The following is a 22,572-nucleotide window of genomic DNA, read 5'->3' on the forward strand; positions in this document are numbered from 1 at the left end:
TCTTAGCGTTGTCAAGATAAGTTTGCAGTGGGTCCGGCGATGCCTTGAGGTCTGTTTTTTATGGCTTGAAGGCGAGGGGCGTGGGGTGGTCAGCAACAGGTTCCAGCCACGTCATGCGCAAAAACTTGTCGCCAAACGACGAAAAATTGGATCAACCTTGCGGCAAGAGCCCGAAGGGGCAAGGGAGGAATAATGACACAACCACAAACGGACGAAGCGCTGCTTCGCCAGTTGCAAGACGCCTATGCCGCAAAGCAAGCGCTTGCTCGGACCGCAACATGGGAAGAGACACAGCCTTATCACAGCATCCATGAGATGGTTGCCAGCATGGGCGAAAAGCATCCGGATCAGCCTGCGATCACGTTTCAGCTGACGTCGGATCCCAGTGATGCGGGGCGAACCTTGAGCTATGGCGATTTGCGGGCACAGGTGACGCAATGCGCCAACATGCTACGAGGTCTGGGCGTAGGTCCAACGGATGTGGTTGCGCTCGTTTTGCCAAACTGTGCGGAGACCGTTGTGGCGATGCTTGGGGCCATGTCGGCTGGCATCGTGAACCCGATCAACCCGCTGTTGGAAGCCGAGCAAATCAGCGGCATTTTGCGCGAAACCGACGCCAAGGTGGTGATCACTCTGCGCAGCATGCCCAAGACTAACATCGCACAGAAATGCGCTGAGGCCGTGGCACATGCCCCGAGCGTGCAGACAATTCTGGAGATCGATCTTGCAAGTTATCTGAGCCCAGTGAAGCGTGGCATTGTGGGTCTGATCCGTCCCAAAAACCCGAACCGGCACAAAGCGCGGGTTCTGCGCTTTGGCAAAGAGTTGGCACGGCAAGCGTCCGACACCCTTGATTTTGAAGACGTCAAAGAGGACCGGTACGCCGCCTATTTTCATACCGGTGGCACCACAGGCACGCCGAAAGTGGCGCAGCATAAAGTGTCAGCAATCATCTATCAGGGCTGGATGTTCAGCGACGGCATGATCTCGACGGACGACGTTATCATGTGCCCGTTGCCTCTGTTTCATGTGATGGCGGGGCACGTGATTTTGGGCCAATCTTTGCAAGGCGGCGCGCATCTGATTTTGCCGACGCCGCAGGGGTTCCGCGGCGAGGGTGTATTTGACAACTATTGGAAGCTGGTCGCGCGCTATAAAGCGACAGCAGCTATCATCGTGCCGACGGCTGCAGCGGCGTTGATGCAGCGGCCTGTGGACGCGGATGTGTCTTCGTTGCGGTTGGCAACATCCGGTTCCGCGCCGATGCCTATGGACCTGTTTCGCCAGTTCAACGAAGCGACGGGCCTGTCGGTCATGGAAGGCTACGGTATGACCGAGAACACCTGTATGGCGTCGATCACACCGCCTGGTGTCGCGGACAAGGTTGGCTCGGTCGGGGTTCCGGTGCCGTTTGCGGACGTGAAGGTTCTGGACGTGAAGGCTGACGGGACCGTAACCGAACGTGGTGTCGATGAGATCGGTGAGATCTGCGTGTATTCGCCGGGCGTGAATGTTGGGGCCACTTATATCGAAGCTGACAAAAATGTCGGGCTCTATGCGGCGGAGAAATACCTGCGGACCGGCGATCTGGGACGCAAGGATGCAGATGGCTATATCTGGATCACGGGACGTGCGAAGGATCTGATCATTCGTGGCGGTCACAACATCGATCCGGCCGTGATCGAAGAGGCATTGATGGCGCACCACGACGTGTCATTTGTGGCTGCTGTCGGCCAGCCGGACGAAAGCGCGGGCGAGCTGCCATGTGCTTATGTCGAGTTGGTTGAGGGCGCGAACTTGTCTTCGGAAGCGTTGCTGGCTTTTGCCAAGCAACACATCTCGGAACGGGCGGCGACTCCGAAGCATCTTGAGATCGTGGACGAGATGCCGCTGACGCTGGTGGGCAAAGTGTTCAAGCCGGAGCTGCGCAAACGGGCAATCACGCGGGTGTTTGACGCGGCCTTGGCCAAGGCCGGATCGGAGCAGCGCGTGTCAGCCGTGGTGGACGACAAAAAGCGCGGGCTCGTGGCGCAGATAGCGCCCAAGATTGAGGCAGATGCCGCCAAAGTCGAGGATGCCTTAAAGGGGTTCATTCCGGTTTGGGAGTGGTCCGAGTAAGCCAATCTTTTGCGTCAAAAAAGGGGCGTTGTGATCGAGGGATTACAGCGCCTTTTTTTGCGCGATTGGAAGCAATCGCAAGGGATGTGCAAAAAATAGTGATGGGCAAGGTCCGTGGCCAAAGCTAGGCTGCGCTGAACGAAAACTTGGGAGCGATGCGTATCATGAAACTGTCGGAAAATCCGTTTAAGGGACAAGGCAAAATTTGCGCGGGGTTCCCTTACCCGTCCGACGATGCAGAGAGGGTTGCCGCGTTGTTGGGGCTCTGCCCCGTTGCGTCGGAAACGCCTTTGGTTGACGCAAGCGCAGCGGCCCCTGTGGGCGCGTTTTGGGTCAAAGATGAGCGCACCCGCATGGGGCTTGGATCGTTTAAGGCGTTGGGCGCAGCTTATGTGATTGCGCGGCAGGCATGGGACGCGAGTGAAGGTAATCCCGGGGCGCAAAGCCTTGTTGGGCGCACGTATGTGACGGCCAGTGCGGGCAACCACGGCATGAGCGTCGCGGCCGGAGCGCGGGTGTTTGGTGCACAATCCGTGGTGTATATTGCTGAAACAGTGCCGGAAAGTTTTGCGGTTCGGTTGGCGGATCGCGGCGCGCGCGTGGTGCGCGAGGGTGCGGATTATGCGGCGTCAATGGTGGCAGCACAAAAGGCGGCGCAGGACAACGGCTGGATCCTTTTGTCGGACAGTTCATGGGAGGGCTATGCCGAGTTGCCGCATATCCTGATGGAAGGCTATTTGCAGATGGCGGCAGAGGCCGTGCGGCAATGTCCTGAGGTGCCGACGCATGTGATGCTCCAAGCTGGTGTTGGCGGTTTGGCCGGAGCGGTGGCCGCTTATGTGCGCAAGGTCTGGGGCGAAGGCCCAAAGATCGTTGTGGTGGAGCCCTCGGCGGCGCCGGCATTGCAAGCCAGCATCGAAGCGGGTGCGCCGGTGATCGCAGACGGGCCGGACAGCATTATGGGACGACTGGATTGCAAGGAGCCGTCGCTGATTGCGTTGAACGGCTTGGCGCGGGATGCAGATGGGTTTCTTACGTTGGACGACGACGTGGTGGCGGGCTACCTGCCTGCAATGGCGGCATTGGAGCTTGAAACTACGGCTTCTGGCGGGGCTGGCTTGGCAGCGGTTCTGGACCCCGACGCACGGGCGTTGATCGGGCTGGATGACACCAGCCGCGTGTTGTGTTTCCTCTCGGAGGTGCCAGATTGAACGGGCGGGGGTTTCCAGTAGCAGAATTCGAAGCCCGCTGTGCAAAGGCACAGGCCAAAATGGCCAAGGCCGGGCTTGCGGCTTTGTTGGTGACCAGCGAGCCAGAGGTGCGGTATTTCACCGGCTATCTCACGCGGTTTTGGGAGAGCCCGACGCGCCCTTGGTTCCTGATTGTGCCCGCGAGCGGTAAACCGATTGCCGTGATCCCCTCGATCGGTGCGGCGTTGATGGGGCAGACTTGGATTGACGACATTAGAACATGGTCCGCGCCGGATTTGCGCGATGATGGAGTGAGTTTGCTTGCGGAAGCTTTGCGCGAAGTGGTGCCGGAGGGCGGTCAAATTGGCTTGCCGGACGGACATGAAACCCATTTGCGCATGCCCTTGGCGGATCTGCGTCGTATGCAATCCGACATTGGTGGGCGCGACATTGTCGGGGACAGCGGTGTTTTGCGTGCTTTGCGGATGGTGAAATCTGATGCGGAGATTGGCAAGATCGAGACCGCTTGCGCGATTGCCGGGCGGGCATTTGGCCGCGTGTCCGAGATTGCGCAGGCAGGTGTGCCGCTAGAAGAAGTTTACCGACGGTTTCAAATGTTGTGTCTGGAGGAAGGTGCCGATTGGGTGTCCTATCTTGCGGGCGGGGCAGAACAGGGCGGCTACGGCGATGTCATTTCACCGGCCACAGATGCGCCACTGCAAGCGGGCGATGTGTTGATGCTGGACACGGGCGTGGTCTGGGATGGGTATTTTTCAGACTTTGATCGCAATTGGTCGATCGGACCGGCAACACCTTCCGTGAAAGACGCACATGCCCGATTGATTGATGCTTCGGATGCCGCGTTTGCGATGGCCAAGCCCGGCGTGACGGCGGCGGAGGTGTTTCACGCCATGAACGACGTGGTCGCGGTCGGTGGAGGCACGGACGCCGGGCGATTGGGGCATGGACTTGGTATGTCATTGACGGAGTGGCCGTCCTTGATCCCGTCGGATCACACGGTATTGGAGGTCGGTATGGTGCTTACGCTTGAACCAGGCATTGCCGTTGGCAACAAGATCCTGGTGCATGAAGAAGACATTGTGATCACCAACACCGGCGCGCGGTATCTTTCGCCGCGGGCCAAACGGGAGTTGCCAGAGTTATGAGTCATTTGCCTTACACGCTCGAAGATGATGATCCCTCCGCGCCGCCGATGGGATTGATCGTCTTGCAAACGGACGAAACAATCGAACCGGAGTTTCAGAGGTACTTTTCTGGTCACAAGAGCCCGCTTTTTGCATCGCGCATCCGGAGTGCGGCGGAAGTGACAACAGAAAACTTGTCGGCGATGGCCGCAGATCTGCGCGTGGCGGCGGATCTCTTGCCGAAGGCGCGACAGTTTGGCGTGGTGGGGTATGGATGCACCTCCGCGAGCTCGGTGATTGGGTCGCAAAAAGTCGAGGAGTTGGTTCGGCAGGGTTGCGACACGGCTGCAGTCACGAATCCATTGCGGGCCGCAGTGGCCTGCGCCCAGAATTTTGGCATTTCGAGAGTGGCGCTTTTGTCGCCTTACATTGAGGAAGTCAGCGCCCCATTGCGCGCCGCTTTTGCCGGCGAAGGAGTCGAAATGCCGGTCTTTGGCAGTTTTGGCGTGGCGGAAGAATCCAAGGTTGTGCGCATCTCAAACGAATCTGTTGTGGAGGCCGCCACCCGCTTGGGTAGCGATTCTGGTGTTGAAGGTGTGTTCATTAGTTGCACAAACCTGCGTACTTTTGAGGCGTTGAAAACTGTTCAGGACAGGTTGGGAAAACCCGTTTTGTCCAGTAATCAAAGCCTTGCGTGGCACATGCAGAAGCTGGTTGGGGGCTAAAGCAATATACGGCCACATGGCGTTTCTGTTACCCATTGGTCGCTTTCGGCCTTGCTAAAGTCGTTTGCAGTCCCTTCTAATGGGGCAGTCAACTGCGACAGCGAGATCAACTCGCTGCGATATGGGAAGACAGGGAGATACCGTGGCCGAAACGGGAAACCACGATGCGTTTGTCGAATTCAAACGTGTGCAAAAATCATACGACGGCGAAATTCTCGTTGTGAAGGACCTGAACCTTTCCCTGCCGAGGGGTGAGTTTCTGACAATGTTGGGCCCGTCGGGGTCTGGCAAAACCACCTGCCTTATGATGTTGGCCGGCTTTGAGACTGCCACTCACGGAGAGATCCTGTTGGGTGGCACGTCCATCAACAACATCCCACCACACAAGCGCGGAATTGGCATGGTTTTTCAGAACTATGCTTTGTTCCCGCACATGACGGTGGCAGAGAATCTTTCGTTTCCATTGGAAGTTCGCAAGCTGGGCAAGTCTGAGCGTGAAGCCAAAGTTAAACGCGCTCTGGACATGGTGCAGATGGGCGAATTTGGCGGGCGTAGACCGGCACAGCTTTCGGGCGGGCAACAGCAACGGATCGCGTTGGCGCGCGCGTTGGTGTTTGAACCCGAACTGGTTCTGATGGACGAACCGCTTGGCGCGCTGGACAAACAGCTGCGCGAACACATGCAGTTTGAGATCACGCGTCTCGCGCATGAGTTGGGCATCACCACAGTTTATGTGACACACGATCAAACCGAAGCTTTGACCATGTCGGACCGCGTGGCGGTGTTTGACGATGGCCGCATTCAGCAGCTGGCACCGCCTGATCAGCTTTATGAAGAGCCGGAAAACAGTTTCGTTGCGCAGTTCATTGGCGAAAACAACACGCTCGAAGGCGTGGTGACGTCAATCAGCGGCGATACCTGTGTGATTAAACTGGACAATGGCGATGAAATAGACGCCAAGCCGATCAACGTTTCCAAGGTGGGAGAACGGACCAAAGTGTCGATCCGCCCCGAGCGTGTTGAGTTCAACAAAGATCGCCTGAACCCTAAAGCGCATACGCTGAAGGCCAAGGTGATTGAGTTCATCTATATGGGCGACATTTTCCGTTTCCGCCTGTCGGTTGCCGGCAATGATGACTTCGTCGTCAAAACGCGAAACGCGCCGGATGCCATCAAGCTTCAGGCTGGGCAAGACATCGAAATCGGCTGGTTGCCGCAGGATTGCCGTGCGCTGGACGCATAAGGCGTTGGCACTTGAAAACCCGGGCGCAAGATCCGGAAAAACCAATCAATCAATCAAAGAGTTCAATAAGGAGTGTATGAAATGAAAACCAAACTGACAGCTCTTGTCGTCACAACAGCACTGGTGGCCCCTGCCGCTATGGCCCAGGAAATGACCATCGTGTCTTGGGGCGGTGCATATTCCAAATCGCAGCTGCGTGCGTATCACGAGCCCTATACGGCAAAAACCGGCGTTAGCATCATCAACGATGACAGCTCCGCTGAAGCCGTGGCCAAGCTGCGCGCGATGGACGAAGCCGGCAACGTAACATGGGACGTTGTGGACGTTGTTGCAGCGGACGCGATCCGTCTGTGTGACGAAGGCCTGGCGATGGAAATCGACGCCGACACAATGCTGGCGGCCGCACCTGATGGCACGCCTGCGTCCGAAGACTTCGGTGACCTGCTGGTCTCTGATTGCTTCATTCCGCAGATCGTTTACTCGACCGCGTTTGGCTATCGCACCGATCTGGTGGGTGACACTGCGCCGACCGAAATCTGTGCCGTTTTTGACACCGACGCCTATCCTGGCAAGCGTTCGCTGGAAAAGCGTCCAATCAACAACATGGAATGGGCTTTGCTGTGTGACGGCGTTGCAAAAAGCGACGTTTATGACGTTCTGGCGACCCCAGAAGGTCAGGACAAAGCGCTGGCGAAACTCGACACCATCAAAGACGACGTGATCTGGTGGTCTGCTGGTGCTGACACACCTCAGCTGCTGGCTGATGGTGAAGTTGTGATGGGCTCGACCTACAACGGTCGTCTGTTCTCGGTCATCGAAGAGCAGAAACAGCCAGTTGCCATGCTTTGGGACGCGCAGGTGTTTGACCTTGATGGTTGGATTATTCCTGCCGGTCTGTCCGATGAGCGTAAAGCACAGGCTCTGGACTACATCATGTTTGCAACAGACACCCAGCGTCTGGCGGATCAGGCCAAGTACATCTCGTACGGTCCTGCACGTAAGTCGTCTGCTCCGCTGGTTGGCAAGCACGCCGACATGGGCATCGAAATGGCACCACACATGCCAACCGATCCGGAAAACGCAAAGAACACGTTCCTCTACAACTACGAGTTCTGGGCTGACTACCGTGACGACATCGACGCCAAATTCCAGGCGTGGTTGGCGAAATAATCGCCTGTCTATGACTTCCTGAGGGGGCGGGCCTCGCCCCCTCAGACCCCAAAACGGTGGAAAAACCACCGAGCAAACAACCGACGGGATCAGGAATATGAGCGACGCAACGCAGCCGGATACGGCAAAGGCGGGTCCGGTGTTGGCCGCAGATGGCACACCGTTGAAACGCAGCCTGGCGCGGTCCTTGCGGGTTCAAAAAATGCGTGCGATGGCGCTGATTGCGCCGCTTCTGATTTTCGTCCTCGTCTCTTTTATTATTCCGATTGGCTCGATGCTGTTTCGGTCTGTTGAAAACGGCATGGTTGAGCAAACGCTCCCATTGACGGTTGTCGAACTGCAGGCCTGGGATGCGTCGACCGGAGAGTTGCCGGACGAGCCGCTTTATGCAGCCTTCGTGGCGGACATGGTCATTGCCATCGACGCCAAAAGGCACACGCGTCTTGGGACGCGAATGAACTATGAAAAAACGGGCATGTCGTCGCTGTTTCGCAAATCCGGGCGACAGATTAAAAAGCTTGATCCAGCAACTGACGGGCCGTTCAAAGACCAGTTGATTGAGATCGACAAGAAGTGGGGCGAGCATGAAACGTGGTCAGTGATCAAAACGCATTCGGTCGCGATCACCAACGGCTATTTCCTGAACGCCATCGACATGCAGCGCACGCCAGACGGGGCGCAAGCGCAGCCTGAGGACAAACGCATTCTGATCACGCTGTTTAAGCGCACGTTGATCATGTCGATGATCATCACCTGTTCCTGTATCGCACTGGCCTATCCGGCGGCGTGGCTGCTGGCGAACCTGCCCGCGCGCTCTGCCAACATGCTGATGATCTTGGTTTTGTTGCCGTTCTGGACGTCGCTTCTGGTGCGGACGTCGGCGTGGAAAGTGATGCTGCAACAACAAGGCGTGATCAATGACGTGCTTGTGTGGCTGGGAATGGTTTCTGACGCCTCGCGGCTTGTGTTGATCAACAACCAGACCGGCACGATCATTGCGATGACGCACATCCTGTTGCCCTTCATGATCCTTCCGATGTATTCGGTAATGCGCACCATCCAGCCGACGTATTTGCGGGCGGCCAAATCGATGGGTGCGACCAACTGGACCGCATTCTGGCGGGTGTATTTCCCGCTTTCGGTGCCGGGCATCGGCGCGGGTTCGATCCTCGTTTTCATTCTCTCGATCGGCTATTACATCACGCCGGAAATCGTGGGCGGCACCAAAGGTGTCTTTATTTCGAACCGCATTGCCTATCACATCTCTAGTTCGTTGAACTGGGGTCTGGCGGCTGCGTTGGGGACGATCCTGCTTGCGGTCGTGCTGATCCTCTATTGGGCCTACGACAAGATCGTCGGCATCGACAATGTGAAGTTGGGATAAGACAGATGGCATCACTCACTCCAATTTCCCGCAAACCTTTGTCTTTTGTTTTGCCAACCACGGCGGCCTTCGGCGCGCTGCTGGGGCTGTTCGTTGGCACGGCCAACGGCTCTGCGTCCCTTGGGATACTGATCGGCGCCGTGATTGTGGCGGCGATGGGGGCTGTCTTCATTCTGGGTCTCAAGAATGAGCAGATGGCAAAATGGATTGCTATTGTCGGCGTCGCAGCCCTTGGATTCTTTTTCGCAGGCTTGCCCGGGGCAATCATCGGTGCCCTGTCAGGTTGGTTCTTTCATTGGATAACCTACTGGCTTTACGAAGGACGGTATCGCGCCAAGCTGTTGCCCTATCTGTCAGGGCGACAAGTGCTGTGGCACTATACGTTCCGTGTGATTTGCGGGTCGATTTTTGTCTTCCTGATCACGCCTATCCTTGTTGTGATGCCGCTGTCGTTCAATGCCGAAGATTTCTTTACCTTTACGCCGGAAATGCTGCGGTTTGATCCCGAAGGCTATTCGCTCAAGCACTATCGTGACTTCTTCACCAACAATGAATGGCAGCGCAGTTTCAAAAACTCGCTGATCATTGCGCCGATTGCGACGGTGATTTCGGTCAGCCTTGGTACCTTGGCCGCAATCGGCCTGAGCCAGAGCCATGTGCCCGGACGTCGGGCGATCATGGCCATTCTGATTTCACCGATGATCGTGCCGCTGATCATTTCGGCCACCGGTATGTTCTTTTTCTACAGCGACATCGGCAATTGGCTGGAAGGCACACTGGGTTTGCCAAAGACCTTTGTCGGCTATGTCAAAGTGGTGTTGGCGCATGCTGTGTTGGGCATTCCCTTTGTGATCATCACGGTCACAGCTACGCTTGTGGGCTTTGACCATTCGCTGACGCGGGCCGCGGCCAATATGGGCGCCAATCCGGTCACGACGTTCTTCCGCGTGCAAATGCCGCTGATTTTGCCGGGTGTGATCTCGGGCGGGCTGTTTGCTTTCATTACCTCGTTTGACGAAGTGGTTGTGGTGTTGTTTGTCGGGTCGGCCAGCCAAAAGACGCTGCCGTGGCAGATGTTTACTGGCCTGCGCGAGCAGATCAGCCCAACCATTCTTGCGGTGGCGACGATCCTTGTGGGCATTTCAATCCTGTTGTTGGCGACGGTCGAAATTCTGCGCCGCCGGTCTGAGCGGTTGCGCGGTATGAGCCCGACTTGACCAACTGCGAGTGATGTTTTAGCCGTTCTGATATGCAGGCCGTCCGCGATGGCGTCGTGGACACACGGGCTGCAGGGTCCTCGCTTGCCGAGGCCGCCTTGTCCTGAACGCCGGGACTTTGTGGCCGGGTGACCTGTTCTACCCGGACAGGAGTGACTAAGATGACTGACCTTTCAAACCGCCCAGAGTTTTTTAACCGCCCCAATGGCGACAAAGCGCCTTTGCCGTTCAGCAAGGCGGAATACGCCCGCCGTTTGGCGGCGCTGCGTGCGATCATGCAAGCGCGGGACATTCCTGCTGTTCTGCTGACGTCGATGCACAATATCGCCTACTACTCGGGCTTTCTGTATTGCTCTTTTGGACGGCCTTATGGCTGCGTCGTTACGATGGACGACTGCACGACGGTTTCCGCCAACATTGACGCGGGTCAACCGTGGCGGCGATCGGTGGAAAACAATGTAATTTACACGGATTGGCAGCGGAATAACTATTGGCGGGCTGTGGCGTCTTTGGTTGGCAATGCGCGCCGGATTGGCGTTGAGAATGACCATCTGACGCTTGCGCAGAGGGATCTTGCACTAGATCTCCTTGGTGCGCCTGAGTTGGTGGACATCGCGCCTGCCACCATGCAAGCCCGCATGGTGAAGTCCGAAGAGGAAATCACGTTGATCAAAGGTGGCGCGCGGACGGCTGACGTTGGTGGTGCGGCCATTCATGCGGCGATCCGCGAGGGTGCAACCGAAATCGAAATAGCAATGGCGGGGCGTGACGCGATGGAGGTCGAGATTGCCCGGGCCTATCCTGATGCGGAATACCGTGACACCTGGGTTTGGTTTCAATCCGGTCTCAACACTGACGGCGCCCACAATCCGGTGACAAAGCGTGCGCTTGAAAAGGGCGATATCCTGTCCCTGAACACGTTTCCGATGATCTCCGGCTACTATACGGCGCTGGAGCGTACTTTGTTTTGCGGTGCTCCCGATGCTGCATCTTTGCGCCTCTGGGAGGCCAACGTGGCGGCGCATGAGTTGGGTCTGAGCCTGATCAAACCCGGTGCGACCTGCTCGGGGATCACGCAGGAGATTAACCGGTTCTTTGAAAGCGAAGGTCTGCTGCAATACCGCTCGTTTGGCTATGGGCATTCGTTTGGTGTTCTCAGCCATTACTATGGCCGCGAGGCAGGACTTGAGCTGCGCGAGGACATCGACACAGCGCTCGAGCCGGGCATGGTCGTGTCGATTGAGCCGATGATCTGGGTGCCCGAAGGCACGCCAGGGGCAGGCGGTTATCGCGAGCATGACATTTTGGTGGTCGGGGACAGTGGTGCGGAAAACATCACCGGATTCCCCTATGGGCCCGAGCACAATATCATCGACGCCTGACAGATCTATGCGGGTGCGCAGGGTGGTCTGCGCACCTGATTTGCTTGCTCCAAAAGCCCGTGCCGCTTATCAAAAAAGAAGCGGGCAGGTTTTGTGGTTGGGCCATGAGACCAATGGGCGGGGCTATGGCCCCGACGTGAACATTGGGAGGTTTTATGGCTAAGGTTATTCACTATTACGCCCATCCCGGGCACAGGTTCTCCCATACAAACAAGGCGATGTGGGATGCGTCACAGCCGGTTGAGGGGGTGACACGTGTCGACCTTTACGCTGAATATCCGCGCCATAATGTGAACATTGATCGGGAGCAACGTCGCCTGATTGATCACGATGTGGTCCTGTTTCAGTTTCCGGTGTTTTGGTATTCAGCGCCGTCTTTGCTGAAAGAGTGGATCGATTTGACGCTGGAACATGGGTTTGCTTACGGCAAGGATGGCGACAAGCTTTGCGGCAAATGGATGATGCTGGCGGTGACGGCCGCGGGACCTCAGGACGCTTATTCCGAGGGCGGCTATCAACACTTTCCGCTGCGCACATTTCTGACGCCGTTCGAGCAAACTGCACGACTTTGCAAGATGCGATTTGCGGCGCCTTACGTGTTTTACGATGCTTTGAGGGCAGATCCGGCGGCCCATGCGCAGGGGTTTGCGGACCTGTTGAGCGGGTTGCGCGATGACCGGATTGATTTGGACAAAGCCGAGGCTGAGGGCTGTCTGTATCACGACAGTATCGCGTCGGTATCGCGTCGGCCCGAAGGGAGCCCTGCTCAATGACTGATTTTCTGGTTCTTGCGTTCGTATTTCTGGCTGCCGGAGTGGTGGCTGTCCCCATCGCGTCGCGCTTGGGATTAGGATCCGTGCTTGGCTATCTGATCGCCGGCGTGGCCATCAGCCCGATCCTTGCCGCGCTACAAGTGGATGTTGTTGCAATCCAGCATTTTGCCGAGTTTGGCGTGGTGATGATGCTGTTTCTTGTCGGGCTTGAACTGGAACCCAAAATGCTCTGGCAAATGCGCCATCGGCTGTTGGGGTTGGGGGGCTTGCAGGTTGGCGTGACCACAGCGCTGGTGATGGGCGTGGCGATGGTCTTTGGCCTGTCGTGGTCTGTCGCGTTAGCCTGTGGTCTGGTGCTGGCGCTGTCTTCGACGGCGATCGTGCTGCAGACGCTCAACGAAAAGGGTCTGATGAAATCCGACGGTGGGCAGGCGAGTTTCTCGGTGCTGCTGTTTCAGGACATCGCTGTCATTCCGATGTTGGCGTTGATCCCGCTTTTGGCGCTGCCGGAGTTGGCGGATGTCGGCGGGCATGTTGTGGCGGGACATGGCGCCGAAAGTGTGGCCGAGGCCGCGCATGGAGAGACACACGGGGAGGACCATGGCGGCGGTCATGGCATGAACATCAATCTGGTGGAAAACTTGCCGGCATGGCAGGCGGCGCTGGCTACGATAGCAGCAATTGCTGGAGTGATCATGGGCGGGGCTTATCTTACGACACCAGTGTTCCGTTTCGTGGAGATGGCCAATCTGCGAGAGTTGTTTGTCGCCACCGCATTGCTGTTTGTGATCGGCATCGCGCTGTTGATGACGTTGGTCGGATTGTCGCCTGCATTGGGCACTTTTCTTGCGGGCGTTGTTCTGGCCAACAGCGAATACCGGCATGAACTTGAAAGCGACATCGACCCGTTCAGGGGGCTGCTGCTGGGATTGTTCTTTATGACTGTTGGTGCGGCGGTGAATTTTGGTCTGCTCTTTGGCAGTTTTGGCACCTTTCTGGGTCTGACCCTTGGTTTGATGGCGATAAAGTCGGCCGTGCTGTTCGGGTTGGCGCGGATTTTCAAATTGAAGGGTGGTGACAAATACCTGTTTGGCCTCGGATTGGCGCAGGCGGGTGAATTTGGGTTTGTCTTGTTGTCCTTTACGGTTGCCAACAATGTGCTGCCGCCCGTGGTCGCGGACCAGCTGTTGCTGGTTGTGGCACTGTCGATGATGCTGACGCCTTTGCTGTTCATTTTTCATGAAAAAGTGATCCTGCCACGCATGGCGGGGGAAACGGAGCAGGAGCCGGACGAAATTGACGAAACCGGCCAGATCATCATCGCAGGGCATGGCCGTTTTGGCGGGGTCGTTAACCGGATGATGCGGGCCGCCGGTTATTCGACAACGGTATTGGACCACTCCTCGGTTCAGTTGGAAAGGTTGCGCCGTTTTGGTGTGAAAGTGTTCTTTGGGGACGCGACGCGGCCGGATTTGCTGCATGCCGCGGGACTTCGTGAGGCGCGGTTGCTGGTCGTTGCAATTGACCAGCGGGATGCGGCAACCGAACTTGTGCGGCACGTACGCCACGAGCACCCCAAATTGGGCATCGTGGCACGGGCCGTGGACCGGCACCATGTCTATGAACTTTATGCCGCAGGCGCCACGCACATTGTACGCGATACGTTCGATAGCGCGGTGCGGGCCGGTCGGTCAGCATATGAGGAACTGGGGATGCATGCCTTTGATGCAGAGATGTTGGCGCAGGCTTTTGTGGATGATGACAAAGCCACGCTTCTGACGCTCGCGTCGGTATATGATCCGAAAATTCCGGCGTATGAGAACGAAGAGTATCTGGAGAAACTAAAAGAGGTGGCCAGCCAGCGCGACGATATTCTGTCGGGCAATGGCAAAGCGTTTCATGTGCGGACCGATCGGGGGTGGACGCCACCGTCGCGGGAAGATCTGGACGCCGAGCAGGAAGCGGACAAAACGTGAGTGCGCAGGGCGGCAAGTCGGCGGTCTTCCTTGAAGGCAGCCTGATGCGGCACGTCACGCGTATGTCGTTGACGACCAGCATCGGCTTGATGGCCATTTTCGCCGTCGATTTTGTCGATATGGCGTTCATTGCGATGCTGGGCAACGACGCATTGGCGGCGGCTGTAGGGTATGCGGCGTCGCTGTTGTTTTTCACCAATTCTATCAATGTAGGGCTGTCGATTGCGGCAGGCTCTTTGGTGGCGCGTGAAATCGGTGCCGGGCGGGACAGTCAAGCCAGAAAATACGCGACAAGCGTGGCGACTGTGGGTGTGGTGGTAGGGCTGTTGCTGCCAGGCGTGATCCTGTGGAACGTCGAGGCCATCTTGGAGGCGTTGGGCGCACAAGGAGAAGTCCTGCGGCTGTCGGCGCGCTACGTCTGGTTCATCCTGCCGACCATGTGGGTGATGGCGCTTGCGATGACCGGTATGGCGGTGTTGCGCGCGTTTGGCGATGCGCGGCGCGCGATGCAGGCGACATTGTATGGGGGCGTGGTCAATGCGGTGCTGGACCCGATCCTGATATTCGCGGTTGGTCTGGGGCTCGACGGGGCGGCTATTGCTTCGGTGGTGGCGCGCATTGCGATGATGATCTTTGCGCTTTTGCCTGCCATCCGGACCTATGGCGGGTTCGCGCGGCCTTCGGTGGGGCAGGTCAGGGATGATTTTCAAGCGGTTCGCGCCATTGCGGTGCCGGCGGTGTTGACCAATGTGGCGACACCGGTCGGCAACGCGATTATTGTCCGCGAAATCGCGCAATTCGGCACCGACGCCGTGGCGGGCATGGCCGTGATCGGGCGGCTGATGCCGGTTGCCTTTTCGGTGATCTTTGCACTGTCGGGTGCGATTGGTCCAATCATCGGGCAGAATTTTGGGGCTGGAAAAACTGATCGCGTTCGCGGGGCGTATTTGGCGGGCCTAAAGTTCACGGCGATCTATGTGGTGCTGATGACGGTTGTCTTGTTTGCGTTGCGTGCGCCGATTGCGGACCTGTTTCAGGCGCAAGGCGAGACGCGAACGCTGATCTATTTGTTTTGTGGACCACTGGCGCTGGCGTCGGTGTTCAACGGTTTGATTTTTGTTGGCAATGCGAGTTTCAACAACCTCGGGTATCCGATTTATTCAACCTGGGTGAATTGGGGGCGACACACGTTGGGCACCTGGCCGTTTGCGCTGCTTGGCGGGCAGATAGCGGGAGCGTCAGGTGTGTTGTTGGGGCAGGCCGCTGGCGGGATGATCTTTGCGGCTGTGAGCTGGATCATGGTGAACAGGGCGTTCGCCAAGCTGCCCAAGCCCACAGAGGTTGACCCGCATCATCCAAATTTGAGCGGGTCAATTGATGGTTCGTTGGGGGCGCGGGTGAAAAACCGTTAGACGGAGACCGCGTCACGCAAAGCGTCTTTGGCGATGGTTTGCGCGGTGCCGGTGAGTTTGACTGTGCCGCGATCCATCACCACAAAGCGGTCGCCAAGGTCGTAGGCAAAATCAAAGAACTGTTCGACCAGAATGATGCACATCTCGCCTTGGCCGCGCAGGTGGCGGATGACGTCACCGATTTGTTTGATGATGTTGGGCTGGATGCCCTCGGTTGGTTCATCCAGCAGCAAGAGTTTGGGGCGGGTGATGAGCGCGCGGGCGATGGCGAGTTGCTGTTGCTGCCCGCCGGACAGATCGCCGCCGCGGCGGGCGAGGAAATCCTTGAGGATCGGGAAAAGGTCGAAGATTTCGTCCGGAATTTTATGATCAGAACGCGGCAGGCAGGCAAAACCGGTCTCCAAGTTTTCCTTCACGGTCAGAAACGGAAAGATTTCACGCCCCTGCGGCACGTATGCGACACCGTTTTGGGCAAGTCCGTGGGCGGAGGCTTTGGCGATGGTTTCGCCGTCAAACTGGTAGCCGCCGCCGCTGTGGGCGTGCGTGCCCGAGAGCGCCTTAAGCAAGCTGGTTTTGCCAACGCCATTGGTGCCCATGACGCAGACAACCTCGCCGATGTTGGCAGCAAGCGAGACGCCGTTGAGGATTTGACTACCGCCGTAGTGCAGCGTCAAGTCGTCGATCTGAAGGAGATTATCGGCCAAGGTACACCTCGATTACGCGTTCATCGCTGGTCACGTGGTCAAGCGAGCCTTCGGCCAGCACCGAGCCTTCGTGAAGCACTGTCACCCGGCAATCCAGACGACGGACAAATTCCATATCATGTTCCACAACCACCACCGCGCGGGTCTTGGCGGCTTCGACAAGCAGCTCCGTGGTGTGTTCGCGCTCAGACGGGCTCATGCCTGCGGCGGGTTCGTCCACCAGCAGAAGTTTGGGGTCCTGCGACAGCAACATGCCAATTTCGAGCCACTGTTTTTGCCCGTGAGACAGCTCTCCGGATTTGCGGTAGAGCGCGGCAGAGAGGCCGATCTGATCCGCGATTTCGGCGACCTTGTCGTGATCGTGTTGTTTCGGGCGAAACCCCAGAACCGCAAACGGCGAACGGTCATTTTTTAGCGCGAGCATGAGGTTTTCCGCGACGGTTTGGTCTTCGAAAACTGTGGGGCGTTGGAATTTGCGCCCAACGCCTGCCTGCGCGATGCGGCTTTCGGTCATGGACAGGAGTGAGACCGATTTCTCGCCCCATAAGACACGACCTTCGTCCGGTTTGGTTTTGCCCGTGATGATGTCCATAAATGTGGTCTTGCCAGCCCCGTTGGGGCCGATCACGGCGCGCATTTCTGAAGGGCCGATCTGAAAGGCGAGGTTGTTGATGGCCTTGAACCCGTCAAAGGACACCGAAACACCAGAGACTTCGAGAAGCGTGCTCATTGGTCGGCCTCCTTTTCCTGCAGCGCGCCTGCGCCTGGCCCGAGAGCTGCGCCGTGGCGGTCGGGCGCGCGACGCTCGGAGATCAGATCAAACAGTCCGCCAATGCCGCGTGGCGCAAAGATTGTGACGGCCACGAACGAGATGCCCAGAAGGATCGTCCACCAGTTGACCCATTGGATGGTGTAGATGCCGAGATTGATGTCGGGGGCTTGGCCGCCGGTGAACCATGTGGACAAGAGCGAGACAAAAGCTGCGCCGATAACTGCGCCGTAGAGCTTGCCGCGCCCGCCGATGGCGACCCAAACCGCGAGGTAGATCGAGGCGATAGGCGCGATTTCGGCGGGGTTGATGATGCCCGCTTGTGGGTAATACAGCGCGCCTGCGACGCCCGCGATGATCGCGGTGAAGGTGAATATGAAGAGCTTGTAGGCCTCAACCGAATAGCCAAGGAAACGCACGCGCGCCTCGTCGTCGCGGATGGCGCGGATCACAGAGCCGAATTTGCCGGAAATGACCCATGAGCACAGAACAAAGGCCAGCGCGAGTGCGAGGGCGGATGCCCATAAGAACACAATGGAAATCGTGGATTGCGGCACGTGGTCCAGTCCGGGCAGGTTTTGCAGCCCCGACAGGCCGTTGTTGCCACGCAATCCGCTGTCGTTTTGAAAGAGGAACAGCGAGAGGGCGAGTGTCATAGCTTGGGTCAGAATGGACAAGTAGACACCAGTGACACGGCTGCGGAAGGCGAGCCAGCCAAACACAAAGGCCAGAAGGCCGGGAACAATCACGACGGCGGCGAGTTGCAGCGGGAACGAATGGGCGAGGGCCCAGATTGGCGGAAACTCGGATGCGCCAACGACCCCAAAAATCTGCGACGCAATGCCGTCGGAGACTTCGGCCGGTGTGGGCGGCAGTGGGGCATTGGCGAGAGAGGCGGTGACGATGATTTCGGTGCGCGCATACATCAGCCACATGCCGATGGCGTAGCCGCCGATGCCAAAGAACGCCATGTGCCCGAGAGACAAGATACCGCAGTAGCCCCAGACAAGATCCATCGCGAGTGCGACCATGCAGAGGCAGAGCGTTTTGCCCAAGGTTTTCACAAAAGACGTGGAGATGACGCCGATGCCGAAGCCTTCGGCCAGCACGGTCACTCCAACCGTAAAGATCGCAAGTGTTGCCAGGAAAATCAGCACCGCCGGGTAGCGGGCCACAAAGGACTTGCGAGGCGGGGTGAGTGCAAGATCAGACATTTAAGCCTCCGCCGCGCGGCCTTTGAGGGCGATGATACCTCGGGGCCGGAACTGAATGAAGAAGATGATGAAGAGGATCATGTAGGTCTGTGCCGCAAGTGTATTTGACGGGTTCAGCCACTCGATGCCCTTTTGCAGTGAGCCGACCATTGTGGCCCCAAGAAGCGTGCCCCAGATGTTGCCAACGCCACCAACAACCACCGTCATGAAGGACTGCACGATATAGTCCGTGCCCATTTCAGAGGTGACCTTGGCATAGAGGCCAATGGCGACGCCCGCGATACCGGCGATGCCGGAACCGAAGCCAAAAGTCAGCATGTTGATGCGGTCAGGGTTGATGCCCATCGAGGACGCCATGCGCGGGTTCTGCGTGACGGCGCGGACCTCTAGCCCGAGGCGGGTGCGGTTCATCACGAAGAGGAACATGCCGAGGAACAGCAGAGCCAACACAAAGATCGCGATGCGGATGTAGCTGATCGAAACGACGTCGTTGATGATCCACGACCCGTCGAGCCATCCCGGAGCGGTAAGCGGACGCGCCTGCGTGCCGAAGATGTTTTTCGCCAGTTGCTGCAGGGCGATAGAAACGCCGAACGTGGCCAAAAGGGTTTCCAGCGGGCGGTGGTAGAGCCAGCGGATCACCAGCCGTTCCATGGCGACACCGGCAGCGAAAGTCACAGCAAAGGCGGCGGGGATCGCGATGATGATGGAGAGCGTGTAGTCGGGCACAACAAGCTGCACCACATAGCCTGTATAGGCGCCCATCATGATGAATTCGCCGTGCGCCATGTTGATCACGCCCATAACGCCAAAGGTGATGGCGAGGCCGATGGCGGCGAGAAAATAGATCGACGCGAGAGAAATCGCGTCGAGCGCGAGGTCAGCGGCTTGGTTCAAGGCCACGCTGGTTTCAATTCCGTCCAGCACGGTCTGTGCCGCCAAAGCCACGGCGATCGGCGCGTTGGTGTAGGTCTGGAAGAACTGGAACTGCGCCAAGGTTGCTGTGATGTCGGCGTCGGTGACCGCAGGGGCGGCGTCGCCCTGCTTGACCAGCGTTGTGTAGGCCGCGAGGCGGGCGGCGTCTGTGTCCAGAGAGGCCACCTGAACGCCTGCGACCTCGGTGCCATTGATGTTGGCGATCAGCGTGTCGTGGATGGTGTCCGACGAGACGTGCGCGGGCGCGAGGCCTTTGCCGACGAGAAATGCATAGGCGTCTTGCGGAGGCAGGTCGACCGGCATGGCGCCTTCGGGGAGGGTGGCCGCTGCGTCGAGGGCTGTGGCAACCAGCGGGTTCAGCGCGGCGCGGACGTCGACGCCAAGGTCTCCGGCAAAGCCGTTGATTGCGACAATGCGGTCGACGTCGTCCTCAGAGAAGCGAATGGTCAGAAGCCGTTCGAGACGTTGTTTCTGGCCTTTGAGATCCGCGTCGGTTTCGCCCTCGATCGAGCCGCGCAGGGCCAGCAAATGGGAGGCCTCGGCGTCGCGTTCGATCGCGGTGAGCGCGGTGGCGCGGGTGGCGATGTCGGGACTGTTGAGTTGGAACTGCACCAGAGCTGCGCCAATCAGGCCGCGGATGCCGGAATTGGGTTTGAGTTGTTTGAATTCTTTCTTGGGGGCGTCGCCGAGGGCGGCGTTGCCTGCGACGTCAAAAAGCGTGAGCGTCTTGCTGTCTGCCTTTTGTGCAAAGACGAAGAGGCCGGTTTCTTTGCTGAACCACATGTCCTTGGTTTGCCAGCGTTCCAGAACCACTTGTGCATCCTCAAGGCCGCTGTCGGCAAGCGCGGTGATGGCGGGCCCGATAGTTTTGCGCGAGGACTTTTTGAGGATCTCGCCGTGCTCTTGCAAGAGCATCTGGATAGGGGCGTCGGCAGTCTGGGATGTTGCCGGGAGAGCGTGCAGGCAGAGCGCCATGCAAGCGACCAGAAGGCGGCATAGGGTCAGCATATTCTGATGTCCTGAGAGGGTCTTTGGCAGGGTCCGGGCGCACCGCAGTGATGCGCCCGGAAATGTCAGCTGGTCAGATCAGTAGTTGGATTTGATCTGAACGCAGGATTTGGTTTCGGTGTTGTACATGCCGCAACCCAGTTCTTTCCAATCCGAGACCAGAACCGCAGATTCCGGCAGGAAGTCTGTCCAAGCATCGCCCGGAACTTCGGTGGTTTGGGAGATGATGTCGAACTGACCGTCTTCCTGAATTTCACCGATCAGAACCGGCTTGGACAGGTGGTGGTTTGGCAGCATTGTCGCGGTGCCACCGGTCAGGTTCGGGTACTCTTGGCCGTACATCGCGGTGCGCACTGCATCAACTTCGGTGGAACCGGCTGCAGTCGCGGCGTTCACCCACATGTTAAAGCCGATGAAGTGGGCTTCCATTGGATCGTTGGTCACGCGCTCTTCGCCCATCTTGGCTTTCCAAGCGGCGATGAAGGTGTCGTTGGCGTCGGATTCTGCAGACTGGAAGTAGTTCCATGCTGCGAGGTGACCCACGAGGTTGGAGGTGTCCAGACCGGAGAGTTCTTCTTCACCAACCGAGAAGGCCACAACTGGAATGTCGTCCGCAGAGATACCGGCAGCAGCCAGCTCTTTGTAGAAGCCAACGTTTGCGTCGCCGTTGATCGTGGAGATCACGCCGACTTTTTTGCCGTCTGCGCCAAGCGCCACAACGTCAGCAACGATCTTGGACCAGTCAGAGTGGCCAAAAGGGGTGTAGTTCACGAAGATATCGTCAGCGGCGATACCTTTTTGCTGCAGGTAGCTTTCGAGAATGTTGTTTGTTGTCCGTGGGTACACATAGTCGGTACCCAGCAGCGCGAATTTCTCAACTTCCAGCTCTTCGAGGAAGTAGTCGGTTGCCGGGATCGCCTGTTGGTTAGGTGCGGCACCGGTATAGAAGACGTTTTTGGAGCTTTCCTCGCCTTCGTACTGCACAGGGTAGAACAGCAGGCCGTTGAGCTCTTCGATCACTGGCAGCACGGATTTGCGCGACACGGACGTCCAGTTGCCGAAGATCACGTCAACGTCGTGCACTGTCAGAAGCTCGCGCGCTTTTTCAGCGAACAGCGGCCAGTCTGAGGCCGGGTCGACAACAACAGCTTCGATCTCACAACCCAAAACGCCACCCTTGGCGTTCTGCTCTTCGATCAGCAGCTCCATAGTGTCTTTCAGAGTGGTTTCGGAGATGGCCATAGTGCCTGACAGAGAGTGCAAAACACCTACTTTTACTGGACAATCAGCCAGAGCGGGCATGGCTGCGGTCATCATCAACGCGGTCGTGGCGCCAAGTAGTTTAAGTGACATCGTAGATCCCTTCTTACGACGCGCAGCGGTCTTGCGAAGCATTTCAAACTCCCCCATATTCCGCCCACGCAATTTATTGCGGCGTGCGATGGACCAATGGTTCCTAGGCCGGATCCGTCGCACGTTTTCTAGTGGGTTTTCATCCCGTGCTCACCATAGGGGCAGAGGTGCGCACTGCGTAAACATCGCGGCGAAATGAATGGCCGGAAATCGAAGTTAGCGCCCAAAAAACAGACAAGAGTCTAGATTTTGCTCAAATTTTAATGGATCGCGACTCCGGGGCTGGGTTAGCCGCCCAAAATCAAACTGCGACAGCTGTCCAGATATCCGTCAGCCAGAAGCCGCGCGGCCCGCGCGCGGGAAGTGTCGTGGCTAAAGCTTGCCACGGTTAGCAGCGACGCGTGTGCGTGTTTGACGTCAATTCTGTGACCAAGGATCGCGCGATGATCGGTTTGCATGGCGGCGTCCAGCAGGTGGACAAATGTTTGGCGCTCACCTTGAAAGGCCTCTGCGCGGTCGTCGCTTATTAGCCATGAATGCTCCATTTCGGCAGAAAAGCGCCCTGTGCAGCCGGCAATGGTTTTTGTGATGTCCTGCGCGGCATGGGCCGGTCCCGAAAGGGGCAGGAGCATGAGCAGTGTTGTGATGTTTGTTCTCAAACTGACCATAAAATAAGCGTTGACTACAAAATTCCGCGCGTCAAGAAGGCAGTTTGAAAACTATGATGGGATTTCTTGATGTTTCGGCCGGTATTGCTGCGGTTTAGGCCGGCACGCGATGGACAAGAGCGCCACCTGCATGGTGATCGGGAGCGCATGGTGATCTGGCCGGGGTTCCCTAGTCGTTCCGTTTA

At 57.7% G+C, this 22,572-nt stretch carries 18 protein-coding genes; 12 read left to right on the forward strand and 6 right to left on the reverse strand.

The features are described 5' to 3' along the window. The first annotated feature begins 192 nt into the window (after positions 1–192). The 12 genes from SHIM_RS10450 to SHIM_RS10505 all read left to right on the forward strand — a co-directional run bounded on the left by SHIM_RS10450 (position 193) and on the right by SHIM_RS10505 (position 15,735). Positions 193–2,118 carry an acyl-CoA synthetase gene (locus tag SHIM_RS10450; RefSeq protein ID WP_082358362.1) on the forward strand — a complete coding sequence of 642 codons (1,926 nt, stop codon included), beginning with the start codon at positions 193–195 and terminating at the stop codon, positions 2,116–2,118. A 164-nt stretch (positions 2,119–2,282) separates the two neighbouring features. Beyond that, a complete protein-coding gene (locus SHIM_RS10455; RefSeq protein WP_054002596.1) occupies positions 2,283–3,329 on the forward strand; it encodes a pyridoxal-phosphate dependent enzyme in 1,047 nt (348 codons plus the stop codon). Further along, positions 3,326–4,474, forward strand: a complete 1,149-nt coding sequence (locus tag SHIM_RS10460) for a M24 family metallopeptidase (protein ID WP_054002597.1) — start codon at positions 3,326–3,328, stop codon at positions 4,472–4,474. The genes SHIM_RS10455 and SHIM_RS10460 overlap by 4 nt, the downstream gene beginning before the upstream one ends. Then, on the forward strand, positions 4,471–5,178 hold the full coding sequence (locus tag SHIM_RS10465) for a maleate cis-trans isomerase family protein (protein ID WP_054002598.1): 708 nt from the start codon (positions 4,471–4,473) through the stop codon (positions 5,176–5,178). Before SHIM_RS10460 ends, SHIM_RS10465 begins: the two co-directional genes overlap by 4 nt. Before the next feature lie 142 nt (positions 5,179–5,320). Next, complete coding sequence (locus tag SHIM_RS10470; protein WP_054002937.1) at positions 5,321–6,421, forward strand: ABC transporter ATP-binding protein; 1,101 nt, start codon at positions 5,321–5,323, stop codon at positions 6,419–6,421. An 81-nt stretch (positions 6,422–6,502) separates the two neighbouring features. Beyond that, positions 6,503–7,591: an extracellular solute-binding protein gene (locus tag SHIM_RS10475; protein WP_054002599.1), complete on the forward strand. Its 1,089-nt coding sequence runs from the start codon at positions 6,503–6,505 to the stop codon at positions 7,589–7,591. 97 nt (positions 7,592–7,688) lie between these two features. Next, complete coding sequence (locus tag SHIM_RS10480) at positions 7,689–8,975, forward strand: ABC transporter permease (RefSeq protein WP_054002600.1); 1,287 nt, start codon at positions 7,689–7,691, stop codon at positions 8,973–8,975. 5 nt (positions 8,976–8,980) lie between these two features. After that, the gene (locus tag SHIM_RS10485; protein ID WP_054002601.1) at positions 8,981–10,192 is read left to right on the forward strand and encodes an ABC transporter permease subunit; all 1,212 of its coding nucleotides are present in this window, start codon (positions 8,981–8,983) and stop codon (positions 10,190–10,192) included. A 161-nt stretch (positions 10,193–10,353) separates the two neighbouring features. Next, entirely contained in the window at positions 10,354–11,574 is a 1,221-nt protein-coding gene (locus SHIM_RS10490; RefSeq protein ID WP_054002602.1) for an aminopeptidase P family protein, read from the forward strand. A 155-nt stretch (positions 11,575–11,729) separates the two neighbouring features. Further along, the gene (locus tag SHIM_RS10495; protein ID WP_082358363.1) at positions 11,730–12,347 is read left to right on the forward strand and encodes an NAD(P)H-dependent oxidoreductase; all 618 of its coding nucleotides are present in this window, start codon (positions 11,730–11,732) and stop codon (positions 12,345–12,347) included. After that, positions 12,344–14,323, forward strand: coding sequence for a cation:proton antiporter domain-containing protein (locus SHIM_RS10500; RefSeq protein WP_054002603.1), 1,980 nt, complete (start codon positions 12,344–12,346; stop codon positions 14,321–14,323). Before SHIM_RS10495 ends, SHIM_RS10500 begins: the two co-directional genes overlap by 4 nt. Then, positions 14,320–15,735: an MATE family efflux transporter gene (locus SHIM_RS10505; protein WP_241488834.1), complete on the forward strand. Its 1,416-nt coding sequence runs from the start codon at positions 14,320–14,322 to the stop codon at positions 15,733–15,735. Before SHIM_RS10500 ends, SHIM_RS10505 begins: the two co-directional genes overlap by 4 nt. Here SHIM_RS10505 and urtE read toward each other — a convergent pair. The 6 genes from urtE to SHIM_RS10535 form a co-directional block, all read right to left on the reverse strand. Beyond that, positions 15,732–16,439, reverse strand: a complete 708-nt coding sequence (urtE, locus tag SHIM_RS10510) for an urea ABC transporter ATP-binding subunit UrtE (protein ID WP_054002604.1) — start codon at positions 16,437–16,439, stop codon at positions 15,732–15,734. The genes SHIM_RS10505 and urtE overlap by 4 nt on opposite strands. After that, positions 16,429–17,169, reverse strand: coding sequence for an urea ABC transporter ATP-binding protein UrtD (gene urtD / locus SHIM_RS10515; protein ID WP_054002605.1), 741 nt, complete (start codon positions 17,167–17,169; stop codon positions 16,429–16,431). The genes urtE and urtD overlap by 11 nt, the downstream gene beginning before the upstream one ends. Beyond that, the gene (gene urtC / locus SHIM_RS10520; RefSeq protein WP_054002606.1) at positions 17,166–18,422 is read right to left on the reverse strand and encodes an urea ABC transporter permease subunit UrtC; all 1,257 of its coding nucleotides are present in this window, start codon (positions 18,420–18,422) and stop codon (positions 17,166–17,168) included. The genes urtD and urtC overlap by 4 nt, the downstream gene beginning before the upstream one ends. Beyond that, a complete protein-coding gene (urtB, locus tag SHIM_RS10525; RefSeq protein ID WP_054002607.1) occupies positions 18,423–20,366 on the reverse strand; it encodes an urea ABC transporter permease subunit UrtB in 1,944 nt (647 codons plus the stop codon). Between the two features lie 78 nt (positions 20,367–20,444). Continuing rightward, positions 20,445–21,719 (reverse strand): urea ABC transporter substrate-binding protein, encoded by a 1,275-nt coding sequence (gene urtA / locus SHIM_RS10530; RefSeq protein WP_054002938.1) that lies wholly within the window; start codon positions 21,717–21,719, stop codon positions 20,445–20,447. Positions 21,720–22,006: 287 nt separating this feature from the next. Then, positions 22,007–22,351, reverse strand: a complete 345-nt coding sequence (locus SHIM_RS10535; RefSeq protein WP_152926520.1) for a hypothetical protein — start codon at positions 22,349–22,351, stop codon at positions 22,007–22,009. Positions 22,352–22,572: the final 221 nt, after the last annotated feature.

The organism is Shimia sp. SK013 (assembly GCF_001292625.1).
Lineage (GTDB): Bacteria > Pseudomonadota > Alphaproteobacteria > Rhodobacterales > Rhodobacteraceae > Shimia.

Coding starts and splice junctions, on each gene's coding strand:
- SHIM_RS10450 (WP_082358362.1), top strand. CDS start 193: ATGACACAACCACAAACGGACGAAGCGCTGCTTCGCCAGTTGCAAGAC.
- SHIM_RS10455 (WP_054002596.1), top strand. CDS start 2,283: ATGAAACTGTCGGAAAATCCGTTTAAGGGACAAGGCAAAATTTGCGCG.
- SHIM_RS10465 (WP_054002598.1), top strand. CDS start 4,471: ATGAGTCATTTGCCTTACACGCTCGAAGATGATGATCCCTCCGCGCCG.
- SHIM_RS10475 (WP_054002599.1), top strand. CDS start 6,503: ATGAAAACCAAACTGACAGCTCTTGTCGTCACAACAGCACTGGTGGCC.
- SHIM_RS10480 (WP_054002600.1), top strand. CDS start 7,689: ATGAGCGACGCAACGCAGCCGGATACGGCAAAGGCGGGTCCGGTGTTG.
- SHIM_RS10485 (WP_054002601.1), top strand. CDS start 8,981: ATGGCATCACTCACTCCAATTTCCCGCAAACCTTTGTCTTTTGTTTTG.
- SHIM_RS10490 (WP_054002602.1), top strand. CDS start 10,354: ATGACTGACCTTTCAAACCGCCCAGAGTTTTTTAACCGCCCCAATGGC.
- SHIM_RS10495 (WP_082358363.1), top strand. CDS start 11,730: ATGGCTAAGGTTATTCACTATTACGCCCATCCCGGGCACAGGTTCTCC.
- SHIM_RS10500 (WP_054002603.1), top strand. CDS start 12,344: ATGACTGATTTTCTGGTTCTTGCGTTCGTATTTCTGGCTGCCGGAGTG.
- urtD (WP_054002605.1), bottom strand. CDS start 17,169: ATGAGCACGCTTCTCGAAGTCTCTGGTGTTTCGGTGTCCTTTGACGGG.
- urtC (WP_054002606.1), bottom strand. CDS start 18,422: ATGTCTGATCTTGCACTCACCCCGCCTCGCAAGTCCTTTGTGGCCCGC.
- urtB (WP_054002607.1), bottom strand. CDS start 20,366: ATGCTGACCCTATGCCGCCTTCTGGTCGCTTGCATGGCGCTCTGCCTG.
- urtA (WP_054002938.1), bottom strand. CDS start 21,719: ATGTCACTTAAACTACTTGGCGCCACGACCGCGTTGATGATGACCGCA.
- SHIM_RS10535 (WP_152926520.1), bottom strand. CDS start 22,351: ATGCTCCTGCCCCTTTCGGGACCGGCCCATGCCGCGCAGGACATCACA.